General features: G+C 49.5%; 10 protein-coding genes. 2 read left to right on the top strand and 8 right to left on the bottom strand.

The window, feature by feature from the left end; all coding sequences use genetic code 11:
* Nucleotides 1-43 precede the first annotated feature (43 nt).
* The 7 genes from CVT49_05640 to CVT49_05610 form a co-directional block, all read right to left on the bottom strand.
* Nucleotides 44-2,323 carry a hypothetical protein gene (locus tag CVT49_05640; protein ID PKK83907.1) on the bottom strand — a complete coding sequence of 760 codons (2,280 nt, stop codon included), beginning with the start codon at nucleotides 2,321-2,323 and terminating at the stop codon, nucleotides 44-46.
* A 184-nt stretch (nucleotides 2,324-2,507) separates the two neighbouring features.
* The gene (locus CVT49_05635) at nucleotides 2,508-3,902 is read right to left on the bottom strand and encodes an asparagine--tRNA ligase (protein ID PKK83906.1); all 1,395 of its coding nucleotides are present in this window, start codon (nucleotides 3,900-3,902) and stop codon (nucleotides 2,508-2,510) included.
* A gap of 327 nt (nucleotides 3,903-4,229) precedes the next feature.
* The gene (locus CVT49_05630) at nucleotides 4,230-6,728 is read right to left on the bottom strand and encodes a nucleotidyltransferase (GenBank protein ID PKK83905.1); all 2,499 of its coding nucleotides are present in this window, start codon (nucleotides 6,726-6,728) and stop codon (nucleotides 4,230-4,232) included.
* A gap of 33 nt (nucleotides 6,729-6,761) precedes the next feature.
* On the bottom strand, nucleotides 6,762-7,436 hold the full coding sequence (locus CVT49_05625; protein ID PKK83904.1) for a hypothetical protein: 675 nt from the start codon (nucleotides 7,434-7,436) through the stop codon (nucleotides 6,762-6,764).
* A 102-nt stretch (nucleotides 7,437-7,538) separates the two neighbouring features.
* Nucleotides 7,539-9,155, bottom strand: a complete 1,617-nt coding sequence (locus tag CVT49_05620) for a hypothetical protein (protein PKK83903.1) — start codon at nucleotides 9,153-9,155, stop codon at nucleotides 7,539-7,541.
* A complete protein-coding gene (locus tag CVT49_05615; GenBank protein PKK84015.1) occupies nucleotides 9,125-9,748 on the bottom strand; it encodes a dTMP kinase in 624 nt (207 codons plus the stop codon). The genes CVT49_05620 and CVT49_05615 overlap by 31 nt, the downstream gene beginning before the upstream one ends.
* A 64-nt stretch (nucleotides 9,749-9,812) precedes the next feature.
* Nucleotides 9,813-10,982, bottom strand: coding sequence for an inositol-3-phosphate synthase (locus CVT49_05610; protein PKK83902.1), 1,170 nt, complete (start codon nucleotides 10,980-10,982; stop codon nucleotides 9,813-9,815).
* A 148-nt stretch (nucleotides 10,983-11,130) separates the two neighbouring features.
* Between CVT49_05610 and CVT49_05605 the strand changes: the two genes are divergently transcribed.
* The gene (locus tag CVT49_05605) at nucleotides 11,131-11,790 is read left to right on the top strand and encodes a hypothetical protein (protein ID PKK83901.1); all 660 of its coding nucleotides are present in this window, start codon (nucleotides 11,131-11,133) and stop codon (nucleotides 11,788-11,790) included.
* Nucleotides 11,791-11,803: 13 nt separating this feature from the next.
* Here CVT49_05605 and CVT49_05600 read toward each other — a convergent pair whose 3' ends face one another.
* The gene (locus CVT49_05600) at nucleotides 11,804-12,943 is read right to left on the bottom strand and encodes a hypothetical protein (GenBank protein ID PKK83900.1); all 1,140 of its coding nucleotides are present in this window, start codon (nucleotides 12,941-12,943) and stop codon (nucleotides 11,804-11,806) included.
* Between the two features lie 299 nt (nucleotides 12,944-13,242).
* Between CVT49_05600 and CVT49_05595 the strand changes: the two genes are divergently transcribed.
* Nucleotides 13,243-14,106 carry a hypothetical protein gene (locus CVT49_05595; protein ID PKK83899.1) on the top strand — a complete coding sequence of 288 codons (864 nt, stop codon included), beginning with the start codon at nucleotides 13,243-13,245 and terminating at the stop codon, nucleotides 14,104-14,106.
* Nucleotides 14,107-14,712: the final 606 nt, after the last annotated feature.

Below are 14,712 nucleotides of genomic sequence, written 5' to 3'. Positions count from 1 at the left end.
CGCCATGATCGGCGCTCCTGACATAAAATATTATTAATAATGATTACTCTTCGGTTTCTGCCGTTATTTCCTGCGGCTTAATCTTATGATTTTCATAATCGACCGCTTTTTCGATGCCATAGCCGAACAGCTCCGGGTTTTGATATAGTCCCCGTTCATTGGCAACTTTGGTTGATTCTACTTCAAAAGATTGTGATTTAGCAAAGGCGTCTTTGCGGATGCCGGTTACCTGCCAGGAGACTTCCATAAACGGCTTGCCGCCCGAAATCATAAAATGATTATCTTTAACTTTTTGAGAAACATATAAATCAGGCATCGGTGATCCAATCGGTGTCAATTGATACCGATAACTTTCATTCAGCGATTCGAAATATGACGGCATCTCGACGGTCGCCTCACCGTTGGCATCAAGCTCGGCGACACCGTCATAGACATTTTTCATTTCCGGTGAAGAAACATCGGCATGCATTAAATACATATTTTCCGGATCCTGAGGATGGTCGATCTTAAATGCGCCGGAGGCTTTAGTATACCCACCTGTTATATCTACATTGCCATAGAAGTATGCGCCATAATTACCGTTGCTGACGCCACAGCTGCCATAAACTCCATACTTATTCGTGGCATTAGTGGCAGAAAAATAACCGCCATAGCCATTCACCCCATAACTACTTGCGCCATAAACGCCGTAAGCAGCGCCAGATTGATTAACCCCCCAACTTGTAACATATCCATAAACTCCATAGCGATCGCCTTCACCTGTGCACTGTCCTCTGACAGCAAACAAAGTGCCGGTGCTAGGGTTCACAATAGCACAATTAATTCCATTTCTGACGGATGATGTAGAAAAGTGTCTACTGACATTCAGCAGGTTTGTATACGAAGGGGCCGTCTCTGTGACGGTTCCAATGACAATACCGACGTCGTCTGCAGTCAAGACGCTATCGCCAAGATGAAAATCATGAAAAGTCTTATTTCCCCAGATTGACTGAGTTGAGCTGAAATTGACGGCAGTTCCATAGATTTTTGTTGTTGCAATGTCAGCCATGGTGTTTATATCCAAGTTTGTAATGGAATTATCTACAATTTCATCTGATCCCACGGCACTTGTGGTAATTTCGGAAATACCGACAGCATCGGCGGCAATCTTCACGGCTGTAACTGCGTCACTGACAATTTTATCTGAAGTAACACTGGAGTTGGCGATTTTAGCTGTTGTAACCGCGTTGGATGCAATCTTGACATCCGTAACGGCGCCTGTATAAATTTTTCCTGAAGTAATGGCACCATCAGCAATTGCATCTGACCCAACAGCATTCGTGACTATATGACTTCCAACTATGGAATTATAGGCAATCTTTCCGGTCGTGACGGCGAAATTGGCGATCTCGGAAGAACCTACGGCATTATCAGCAATTGCATCTGACCCAACAGCATTCGTGACTATATGATTTCCAACTATGGAATTATAGGCAATCTTTCCGGTCGTGACGGCGAAATCGGCGATTTTAGCTGTTGTAACCGCGTTGTTGTTTATTTTTTCTGATGTAATAACGCTGTTGGCGATCTCATCCCATCCCACTGCGGCGGTGCCGATATGAGAGGAGTTTATTGCATTTGAACCGACCGATATTGTGACATCACCGGATGAGCCGCCGCCCGTCAAACCGCTGCCGGCCGTGACACCGGTGATATCTCCGGATCCGGCTGCATCATCGGAAACCACCCAGGCCGAACCGTCCCACCTGATAATCTGATTTGTCGTCGCGCCGTTCTGGTTAAGGTCTTCAAGTAGAATTGAATGATTTTGTATATGGGCCGAATGAATGGAATTGTCGTCAATTTTTTCCTGCGTGACGGCATCCGTAGCAAGTTTGGCATTGGTGATGCTGCCATCGGTCACTGTAGTCGCAAATTGACTAGTGTCCGATGAATTGGCGTGCCAGGCGAAGGCCGCTGACGTGATCGCTGTCCGCGGCGTGACTTCGGCATCGGTCCCTATCGTTATTCCAAGAAACGGATCGCTGCCGGGCCCGAATATATCGGCAGGAAGCGGGACGCTTGTGCCCAATTTGTAACTAAACAGGCCGTTGCTGACGGTGACAGCCTGGAACCCGGATGACCACAAGGAATCATTGCCGGCCTCCGAACCGTAAATTTTGAACTTAATCAGGTACGGCCCGTCGGCAACCGGGTCGCCGCCTGGGTCGGTCAGCCGCCCCTGGTAATTGATAAATTGCGGCACTTCGGCCGACAGCGATATTACTATCGTGAGCAATATCAAAGTGCATAGAATACACTGGTGCAATTTCGCGTTGAGCATGCTCGGCTCCCGAATTTATAGTTGGTTTTTGATTTCCCTGGTACTTATTCTAATATCGTCAATTTTTCGGATTTGACAAGGGCAAAGTAGCTGCCACATTCTGCCAAAAAACTTAACACCGCCGGGGGATTACCCCGGCGGCGGTGCGCTTTTTCTCGAGACAATTTTTCGACTGTTAGAATTTCTAAAACTTCGCCCAACGCGGGACACGCGGGAACGGCGAAACATCCCGGATATTCGCCATGCCGGTAATATACATTAAGGTCCGGTCAAAACCAAGCCCGAATCCGGAGTGCGGTGTCGTGCCATACTTGCGCAAATCCAGATACCAGTCGTAAAGCGCCGTGTTCATCCCCTTTTCCTGCATATGCGCCAGCAGGACATCATAACGCTCCTCGCGCTGCGAGCCGCCGATAATCTCGCCGATTTTCGGCACCAGCACATCCATCGCCCCGACCGTTTTCCCGTCATCATTGACCCGCATATAGAACGCCTTGATCTTTTTGGGATAATCGAAAACGATGACCGGTTTCTTGAAGACCTTCTCGGTCAGATACCGCTCATGCTCCGACTGCATATCCACACCCCAGCCGACCGGGAACTCGAACTTCTCGCCCGATTTCTCGAGGATTTTGATGGCTTCGGTGTATGGCAGTTTCTCGAAATCGGAGTTGACCACATGCTCAAGCCGCTCGATCAAACCCTTGTCGACCCACTGGTTGAAAAAGGTCATGTCCGAGGCGCATTTCTCGAGCGCCCAGCGGAACAGATATTTCAGGAAATCGACCGCAATCTCCATATCACCCTGCAAATCGCAGAAAGCCATTTCCGGTTCGATCATCCAGAATTCCGACGCGTGCCTGGCCGTATTCGAGTTTTCGGCCCGGAAGGTCGGCCCGAACGTGTAAACATCGCCCAGCGCCTGGGCCGCCACTTCGGCCTCAAGCTGGCCCGAAACGGTCAAATAAGTCTCGGCGGCAAAAAAGTCTTCATTGAAATTTACCCCGCCGTCAACAACCGGAGCCTTATTCAACTCGAAAGTGGTCACGCGGAACATATCGCCCACACCCTCAGTATCCGAGGCGGTAATAACCGGCGTATGAATATAATAAAAACCCCTGTCCTGAAAGAACTTATGTACCGCATAAGCAATACTGGAACGTACCCGGTTGACCGCCCCAAGGGTATTGGTGCGCATCCGTAAATGGGCGATTTCCCGCAGGTATTCGAAGGAGTGCCGCTTTTTCTGCAGGGGGTAGGTCTGGTCGGCCGGACCGACTAAGGCCAGCTTTTCGACCACAAAGTCATATTTTTGCCCTTTGGCCGGCGATTCGATAAGTTTTCCTTCGGCCCGAATCGCCGCGCCGGTCAGGATATCCTTCAGGACCGGAAAATCTTTCGGATTATTAATCACCGCCTGGAGATTATTCATGCAGGAGCCGTCATTGATTTCGATAAAAGCGACATTGCTCGATTCACGAATCGTCCTGACCCAGCCCAGAATAATCAAATCCTGGCCGGTCGCGACCGAATCTTCGACGAGGATTTTAGCAACCCTGGTCCGTTTGAAATAGTCCATTACATCCTCCAGCGGTAACAATTATATAATATAAAACGAACTACGCTCCGGCGTCGGAAAATCTTAATCAAGAGCCTTATATTATTTTATAGTCGGCGATAAATCAAGGAAATTCAAAGAGGTCTTGGCCCCCTCCTTAAAATATTATTGAAATAGATTCAAAATTTTTTGCGGAAAAATGAAACATTATATGAAATCCGGCAGTATAAAAAAACAGAAGGCGCAATTAGCAAATAGAACAGCTTAAGAGCAATTGATTCCCAACCTATTGCCTACAAGGCGCCGACCGACGGGGATTGCGGTCGGCGCTTTGCAATTATAGAGACTTTACTCCTGGGCATTTTCCACCAGTGTCCGGTAATGACCGATTGTTTCCTCGACAAATTCCTTCGACTCCGATTCGGCCAGAACCGTAAAAGCGGCCGCCAGATTGTCCGGAGCCACCAGCACCCAGCCGCCGTTTTCAATAATCCTGACACCGTCAATCAACTGGCGATTCTTGGTTTCGGTTTCGGTGATCAGACGGCGCATGACCTTGCCTTTTTGGGCCCAGGGGCAGGGAACACTGACCGATTTACGGATGTATTTTTCGTAGTGCCCCCGCAGTTCGCCCAGGCGAACCTTTTCCTTCGCCATCATTTCCAGGATATAAACGGCGTTCAGGATGGCATCGGAACCCATCTGGAACCCCGGGAAGATGAATCCGCCAAGAGTGCCGCCGACAAAATCGACATTGTTTTGTTTCAGCGCCTCCATCATAGCCAGATGCGAATTCCGAACCCTAATCACTTCGATGCCATACCTCGAGGCAATCTCCTCCACACCCATCGATGCCGCCACCGGAACGGCTATTCTATGGGCGGTGTGGGTTCTCAGGAACAGGTCGGTAACCAGCAGCAGAAGCAGCTGGTTGTCGATAAAGAAACCATTTTCATCGACCACGGTCAGCTTCTCGGCCGCCGGGTTGATCAAAAAACCGATATCCGAATGCAGCGTCCGAACAATCGAAGAGAGCTGGACAATAGCCTGGACCAGTTCATCCGGATGGCGGGAAATACTTCTTGGATTCAAAAAGGCATTGAGATCCACCAGGTTAATACCCAGTTGGGAAAAAATAGTGGGGAAGACGACACTGGCGCCGCCGTTGGCATAATCGATAACCACCTTAAAGCCGGCTTTTCGGATGGCACTCGGATTTATTGCCGCGATAAAATCGGCCCGATACTGCTCCAGCATCCCCTGCGGATTATCAAGATGTCCGATTTCATCCAGCCTGGCCCTTCGGTAGTCCTCGCCAAAAAAGAGACGCTCCACTTTTTTCAGATTGGCACTGGGCATGTCGAGCCCGTCACCGTTAAAGAAAATGAAATCTATCAAATTTTGGTCGGTCGGATTGTGCCTGACATATACTCCGGCCGCATAGTCACCCTTGCTGAGCGCATATCGGACAACCGGAATCGGCAGCATTCCCAAATCATCGGCGTTGACCCCGGCCGCCAGGAATCCGGCAATCAAGCCGCGCTTGAGAAGACGAGAGGTATCCGAAGCATCACGGCTGGTTACCACCCGCTTTCCCTGACCGAGATAGGCCCCGAAGGCACCACCCAGCTTGACCGCCATTTCGGCCGTTATTTCGGTCAGGGCCAGACCGGTGACTTTGGATTGCGTAAACAGCTCCCGGTTCCACTTTTCACCCCAAACCAGTGAGAATGACACAATGGCGCCCTCATCGACCGTTTTACCGGGCCATATCTTGCAATTGGCTTTAACGGTGGCGCCGTTGCCGACCGTGCTGTCATCAGAAACTACAACATCATCAAGCAGGGCAACATTTTCCCCGATGGCCACCCGGTCACATACAATGGCGCTGGTAAGCTGCGATTCGGCGCCTATCTGAACATCGGACCAGATCACCGACCGGCTGATATCGGCGCCCTCGCCGACTCTGGTACGCGCGCCGATAACCGAATTCTCGATTTTGGCCCCGTCGGCGATCACCGCATTGTCGCCGCAGACAATAACACCCCCGAGCTTAAGATTTTCACCAAGATGGACATTCCGGCCCAGATGCAGCATCGCCTCGCCATGATTCTGCCGTCTCATGCCCAGTTCAAGATTTATCTGCCCACTGAGAAGGTCCTCGTGCGCCCGGCGGTATTCATTGATATTGCCGACATCCTTCCAATAGCCGTCGGTAATCATTCCGAACAGGCCCATCTGTTTTGACAGCATCAGCGGGAAAAGGTTTTGCGAAAAATCAAAATTGGTTTTGGGCGGGATCAATCTTACTGTGTGCGGTTCAAGAATATATATGCCGGTATTGATAGTATCGGAGAAAGCTTCGCCCCATGACGGCTTTTCCAGAAAGCGGACGATCTTTCCCTCTTCATTGACAATCACAATACCATAAGGCAGCGGATTTTCGACCCGCGTCAATAGAATCGTGGCCTCCGAATTCTTTTCCTGGTGCCACCGGATGGTCCCCTCCAGATCGAAGTCGGTCAGAACATCGCCGGAAATTACGAGAACGGTCTCATCGATAAATGTGTCGGCATAGCGCACGGCGCCGGCTGTCCCATAATCTTCATTGGGCTGCAAATAATCCATTTTAACGCCGAACTTGCGCCCGTCATTGAAATGGTTCTTTATCTCCTCCGCCTGGAAGAACAACAAAGATACCAACTCGGTAAAGCCGTTCTTCTTAAGCAGATTAACGACATGCTCCATCATTGGAATGGTCCCGATCGGAACCATGGGCTTGGGGACGTTGATTGTCAGCGGTCGCAGCCTGGTTCCAAAGCCCCCGGCCATGATTATCGCCTTCATGTGATATCTCCGATAAAATTAATCTCTCTGGACTTATCCGGGTAAGTGTCCGGATTTTTTCATACTTTCCAATATATCAAAAAAATCATTGTATTCAATTGCGTTTACGTCATGGGTCCGGCAATATTCCAGTAAATCACCACGAGCGTAAATAATATCCGCGTGGGGCACGGCGCATAAATCCGACAGCCCGTCGCCGATAAAAACTATCTCCCACTCATTTCGGCTGGGGCCGACGATGTCATTAATCCGGGCACCTTTACAGCAGCCGCATCGCTCGCAGCCGTCATTGTCATAAATAAAGTCAAGAATAAAGCTTCGATTCTCGACCTTTCCCTTGTTGCTGAAGTACTTGATCTCCTCCAGATTGTACTTCTTTAACATATAATCAATGTAAATATCGGTCCCGTCCGAAACAATATAAAAAGGAATTCCGGCTGTCCTGACGGTTCGATAAAACTCGATTGCACCCCGGGCCGGTTTAAATTCGGCCAGGAATTCATAAATTTCATCAAGGGTCGGATGGATCATCGACGCTTCGCTCGTCAGGCACTCGCGTGATGTTATCTCGCCGCGTTTCCAGCGTTCGACCAGCGGCATAATGCGGCCATCGGAGAAGTGTCGAAAAATGCGGTGACCGATATCCTTTTCGGAGAATGATCCGTCAAAATCCGAAAATATTATTGTCTTTTTTGTCTTTACAGGCATTGGCGGCGCTATTTTTAAAAATCATACGCGGCATTTGTAAAACCAAACAGCCGCAATTTACATTATACAAATTTATATCAGAGGTCCGTGCTCTTATTGATATCAATTGTCAGTCTTTGCTTTCGGAGATAAAACTTCCTCAGCCATGATAATATCCCGACGGTATGGAACAATTGCCTCCCGATAGGATCGCTCTTCGCCGAATTGGGCCTCGATTGCGATCTGATAAAGCCGCTGGCGGATAAAATCGCCATAGACTTCATACTGTCGGAGATCATCATCTTCCGCGATCCGGCTGATTTTGTCGATTACCCGTAGTAGTCCCTCCGAATAGTTGTTAAATATCGTTTCATCGCGGGCGAACTGCGCCAGCAGCGTTATATCCGATTCATATTTCAGGTTTTTGCGACGCATATGGTTCACAAAATCGCCGAGCCACCTGGCCGATGATTCCGTGAATGGGGCATAGGCGATAATTTCTTCCTTGTTATTAATGGCAAAATCCCGAAGTTGCTGCGTTCTTTCCAGCCACTGCGGGAATGGCTCACTGGACGGCGGTTTATAATAATAATCAGGCGGAATGCCGGCGGCGCTGTCGATCACTTCCGCCTCCGGGTCATTCAAAAATCGATTCCCCTCGAAATAATAACGTGCCGTTGTCAACCTGACTCCCGAGCCGTCATAAAGCCCGTTATATTCCTGGACCAGCCCTTTACCAAAGGTGGTATCGCCGATCAGAACCGCGCGCCCGGCGTATTTGAGAGCGCCGGCCAGGATCTCCGAGGCTGATGCCGACCCGCGATCGACCAGAATCGCCAGCGGCAGGCCGTTGGTGATGTCCCGCCCGGATGATTGAAATTGATCGTTCCGCCAGCGCGAACGCCCTTTGACGCCGACAATCAAATGCCCCTTATCAAGGAAAAGATTGGCCGCCGCGACCGCCTCATTGAGCAAACCACCCGGATTGCCCCGCAGATCAAGAATAATTGATTTAACTGAATCTTTCTGATTTAAATATAATGAATCCAGGCAGGCCAGCAGATCCTCGGCGAGATTTGCCTCAAAGTCCATTATGCGGATATACAGACTCTTGTTTTCGGTCAGGCCCGCATAGGGAATATGAATCAGCCTGAGTTTCTCCCTGACAAGATCGAACTCCAGCGTGTCGGCCATCTGGTTGCGGGCAACCGTCACCTTGACCGATGTTCCTTCCTCGCCTCGTAGAATATATGTTGACTGATAGGAGTTCAACCCACCGAGCCTCACTGAGTCGGCCTTGATTATAATATCGCCGGTTTGCATTCCGACCCGGCCCGCCGGCCCATCCTCACGAACGGACATTATCATCAATCCCTTATCATCGGTTACGACGGTGATGCCGATGCCGCCGTATGATCCGGAAAATTCCTCGGTGACACGATTAAGATCCTCCGGCTCGAGATAACCGGAGTAGCGGTCAAGCGAGCTGAATATGGCCTGCCGGGCCTGCCTGACCATCTGCGTGGCATTGTATTCTTCGGGATAAAGATAATTAATCAGGTCAAGGCTGGCAGCCAGTTGCATCGAATAATAAAGGTTGTTGTCCGAGAGAACATAAAAAGACAGGGCGGTAATCATCAGGATCATCGAACAGAATAAAATCACCGACCAGAGAATGGTCGAGCGACGGTATCTTTCGGGGGAATCGGTTATTTGATTTCCAGTCTTGTCCAGAGGCAAGCCTGCACCTCGCTGAAGATTTCTTCTATACTTTTGTTGCCGTCTATAACGACGATCCGTTTCGGTTCCTGTTTGGCTATCTCGAGAAAGCCCTTCCTGACCTTGTTGAAAAAATCCTCCGACTCCGATTCGAGCCGGTCCGCCTTTTGTTTGCGGCGTGTCAGCGAGGTTTCGTAATCGACATCGATCAGAATGGTCAGATCGGGAATAAACTGCCCGACCGATAGCTTATGCAGCTGCTTTATGGATTCAATATCAAGGTCGCGCCCATAACCCTGGTAGGCGGTGGTCGAGTCGAAAAATCGGTCGCACAAAATTATTTTGCCGTCAAACAAAGAAGGTATGATCACATCCCTGATCAATTCCGCCCGCGCCGCCACATAAAGCATCAATTCCGAAACCGGATTTATATGAAATTCCATATTCAGCAGGATTTCCCGGATTTTTTCCGAAAGCGGCGTCGAGCCCGGTTCCCGGATCTCCAGGACCGGCAGTCCCTTTTCCGACAAATACTGCTCAGTCATCTTCAGCTGCGTGGTTTTGCCGCAGCCGTCGATGCCCTCGAACGTTATGAAATATCCTTTTCCGTCCATATCAAAAACAAAGGCGAACAATTGTTGTTCGCCTTTAATATACGCATTTATACTTTAAGCAAAACTACTTTTTCTTACGAGTTGCAGCCTTCTTTGCTTTGGCCGCCGGTTTTGCCGCCGGTTTCGCTTTGGGCTTGCCTTTCGGTTTGCTGGCATCTTTCCAGCCATATTTGAGAATAAACTCCTCGGTCAATTGGCGCGCTTCGTCATCGGTATATTGAACCGGCGGAGATTTCTTGAAATATGACGCCGGCCCTTCGAGTGCCCCCGAGATACCGTTATCAAGCGCCAGCTTGCAGCAACGGACAGCATCGATAACGACGCCGGCCGAGTTCGGCGAATCCCACACTTCCAGCTTTAACTCGATATTGAGCGGCACATCGCCGAAGGTTCGTCCCTCCATCCGGATATAGGCCCATTTGCGGTCGGACAGCCATTCCACATAATCCGACGGCCCGATATGGACATTGGCCTTGCCGATATCATAATCAAGCTGGCTGGTGACCGCATTAGTCTTGGATATCTTCTTCGATTCCAGACGCTCCCGCTCAAGCATATTCAAAAAGTCGGTATTGCCGCCGACATTGAGCTGGCTGGTGCGTTCCAGCCGGACCCCGCGTTCGCGGAACAGGCGGGTGAGAACCCGATGAACGATAGTGGCGCCCACCTGAGACTTGATATCATCACCGATAACCGGCAAGCCTCTTTCCTTGAATCGGCCCTGCCAGTATTTCTCGCGGGCAATGAATACCGGAATGCAGTTGACAAAACCGCATCCGGCTTCAAGAATCTGCTCGACATACCACTTCGTGGCGGTCTCGGAACCGACCGGCAGATAGCTCACGACCACATCGGTTTTGGTGTCCCGGAGAAGCTTGACAATATTGACCGTGTCGCCGGGTGCCTTCTCGATAATCTGCGAGAGATATTTCCCAAGCCCGTCATGGGTCATGCCGCGCTGGACGATAATGCCGCTTTTCGGCACGGTGCAAAACTTGTAGGTATTGTTCGGTTTCGTGAAAATGGCTTCCGACAGATCCTTGCCGACCTTGTTCTTGTCGATGTCGATAGCGGCCGAAAACTCGATATCGCTGATATGATACCCGCCCAGGTTGACATGCATCAAGCCGGGGACAAAATCACTGTCCTTGGCTTTCTTGTAGTACTCCACTCCCTGGACGAACGATGATGCGCAATTACCGACGCCGATAATGGCAACTCTGACTTTTCCCATTTATAAAACTCCCTTCTTAAGAATAATTTCTAATCGACACGGCCAATATAACAAAGATGCCGGGTATGTCAAGAAAAATATTGACAAATGATAATTCCATAGTATATTGATGATGACCATATAGTCATTATATATAAAGTAATAGCCTATGAATGAAAATCTGATTGTAGCGCTTGAAGAGAAGGGAATCGTCTCGGCGACGTTCCGCAAGCTGCATCCGCAGAAAAAACAGAAGCTGTATCTGGCCGGGCTGAATGAGTTTGCCCGCGAAGTCTTTGACCGCGTCTCGATCGACCGTATCGCCGATGCGGCCGGTGTCTCCAAGGGCTCGCTGTTTCAGTATTTCGGCAGCAAAGAAAATGTGCTGAAATTTCTGTTCGAGATATTTATCGATAACTACAAGCGCGAATGGGATGAAAACTATCATCAGAGCCGCGAGGTGCGCACTCTGGATCGGCTGCGGATTTATTTCAACGCGCAGCTTGAATTCTGGGATGAGCGCCGGCTGGAATACTTCTTCTATATCAAAATGATGTATGAAAACAGCCGCGAACTTAGCGGATCGTTCATCGAACGGTTGACATCGGTTCAGCGCGAGTATGTCGAAGCGCTTTTAAGACGCGGCATTCGCACGGCCGAAATAAGGCAGGATATTTCGGTTGAGCGGATTGTTTTTGTGATCAATGCCGTGGCCGAAGCGATGCATCGCCGAATCTCCGCTGATATGTCGAAATTGAAACGCCGGGAGCGGCTGGCGGAACTGATTGACGCTGCCGAAAAAATCCTGTTCGACGGCATAAAGGGGTGATGTCGGCCGACCGCTATCCGGTTTCATGAAGTCGGCCGCCTCTCAGGAAACGGCTGAGCGTTACGGCGATAGTAACCACGCCAAGACATATGAGATCTACCTTCATCATCGTGGCACGGTCGGGAAGAGGGTGCAGCCCCGCCCAGAAATCAAAGCTTGAGATAAAAGCGGCGGCTATGATAAGGTACTTCAGCCATCCGATCCTGCCTGTAGTGCGCATGAATAGCACTGCGATCAAATAATAAAAAACTGCGAATACCGGCGCCATCAGCCGTTCATTGTTGCTGCCGAATAATGCCGAAACAAAAACCAGCAGGACATATGCCAGCAGATATATTCTTTCTTTGAAAAAGGCAATTGTTTCCTTGAAATACACTATAGGAACGAGACTGACCGGAATGGTGCAGAACAGTGTCAAGCCTGCCCATGGGCCGGGTGAGCCGAGTTTGCCGGAGTATTTAAGAAAAGCTGCCCAGAGATCATCGCCGCCGGCCGGAACAATTACCATTCGCAATATAATGAAAATCAAAATGCCGGGGAGCGAGGCCATGACCCACGATAAGATATGCTGTTTAAATCGTCCGTATTCAACCAGATAAATTAACGCCACCGGAACCATAATCATGACGGTTTCGCGCGTAATCGCGCCGACCGCCAGGAATATTGCATACTGGAGCCATTGCTGTCTGTGAATCGAGAAGAACAAAAGAAGGATCAATATCAGCGACAGGACATCATTGAGCTGATAGAAATTCCAGACCGTAAATCCAAAGAAATATTTATTGAAGATAAAAATGATTACCGCCAGGGCCGCCGCCGTTCTTTCGATTTTCAATGAACATAGGAAACGATAAAACAGAAAAACGAGCATCGCCGAAACCGCCAGACTGAATATATAAAAACTTGTATCCAAATCGAATGGCAGTAATCCGGCAAGGTAAGGCCCTAAAATTCGATACGCAAACGGCCGAGAAACATCATCGGGCGGCATGGGCGACCTCTCGGCCATCATTTGGTATTGATGAAGGTCCCAGTGCTGATAGTCCGCGCGGCCGGTATCGATCCGCCCATAAAGGACGACCATTATAACAAAAATAAGGCCAATCAGGATCAACTGCCGGCGATGTTCCGATACAAATTGAGCCGTGGTCATGCCTTTAATCTACAAATTTGATCGAACCCTGCAAATATATAAAAAACCATAGTAATAGTCTGACTAAATCCCCGGCGAAAAGGCGCCCCATCCGGCCGGTTGAAAATGGCCGTAAATAATACTTGACGATTCCGCAAAAAGGGTTATATTGGGTATTGCAGTAAGAAAAATATACTAACCGTTTGAGGAGCACAATTATCGCCTATGTAACGATTGCTAAGAGCAGACAGTAACTTTAGGGCGCTGGTTTGAGGGTCGCCGCCGAAAGTGACCCCGGCAATCGTGAAAGGATAGGCATAATGAAGCTCTTTTCTTTTGAGCGAAATTCACTTCCATTAAAACTTTATTCGATTATAATTTCAATCTCCCTGGTTCTTTTATATCAGCCGATTGCCGCACAGTCAGCGCTGGATAGTAAAATGACTTTTCCGGCCAATAATCCTGTTGCTACTTCGATTATGAAAAGCCTTGTCCCGGAGCCGGCCGGTGCCCGCGCCACACTTGGTTCGCTTCTGCCCGATTTGAAAGATGATATTGTCTATTTGGTTCAGGAGCCCGATTTCTATTTAATTATCGGTGCAGTCGGGGCCACGCCGGTGGTCTTTAATAAGGCCGTCAAGCAGGAAGATCCCGGGCTCAACGAGATGTGGGGCAATTCCGGTTTTGCCGACGGTATTTTCGAATTCGGCGACGGCATGGGCAATGCCATTATTCCATTGGCCGCATCCGGGTTATCCCTTTCGATCGGAAAAATCGGGCATATTCGGGCGGTCGAGACATTCGGCTCCGATCTTTTTCGCGCCCAGGCGGTCAACGGACTTCTGACGCTCAGCATGAAACGCCTTATCGACCGCCGTCGACCCAATGGCGGGCCGTATTCATATCCGTCCGGGCACACTTCGACCGCTTTCACGACGGCCGGCGTTTTGAATCATCATTTCGGGCCGTATGTCGGCATTCCGGCGCACATTGCCGCCGCTTATGTCGGCTTTTCGCGCCTGCAGGAGAACCGCCACTATCTCAGCGACATCGTGGCCGGGGCGATTATCGGAAGTTATGTTTCATACAAAGTTACGCACCGAACCGGTGAGCAAAGTCATTTTGATATAATGCCATTAGTCGGCGATGGAAACTATGGGGCACGTTTGAGTTTGAATTTTTGAGGTAAAAGACACCCTTATGGCGGAGCTGGGATGACCAGCCTATTTTGAGGAAGGGCGCTTCAAACGACGGGTCGGGTGGCCCATGGTTGAAGCGATGGGTTTCCGTCAAAACCGCGGGAATGTAACAAGGAAGCCCAAAAGGTTACGTTCCTGCGCGAAGCGCCTTCAGTGGTGCCGGGTGTAAAAACCCGGCGCCACCACAAATTTTTCCCCGATCAGACGAAATTTCATTTTGGGGAGGGAGCAGCCGGCCCAAGTGTCGGCCTTTTTCTTGGCTTATCGATCACAGGTCATTGTGTCGGCAGGCGGCCTTTAAACAACAAAATCACTACCAAATTAAAGTGTTGATCCCTCCAGTACTGGACGAATTCCCCCTAAGCTTGATGACTCCTTTGGCTTACACGGAATTGGGTTTGTTTTTGCTTTTTTAAAAAATTCTTCGGCTATTCTCCGGCATGCAGGTAAATAATACAAGATTTTATGCCATAATAATCGAACCCACAGACACGTAGATACCGTCTTAACTGTCAAGGGCATAGTTAGGATTAAAGGGTAAATTGTTTTTCAACATTGCCCGGATCATCATCAGTAGTTTTTTCATAACCG

The organism is candidate division Zixibacteria bacterium HGW-Zixibacteria-1 (assembly GCA_002838945.1).
In the GTDB taxonomy this organism is placed as follows: Bacteria; Zixibacteria; MSB-5A5; order GN15; family PGXB01; genus PGXB01.
This window is presented reverse-complemented; position numbering and strand designations above follow the sequence as displayed.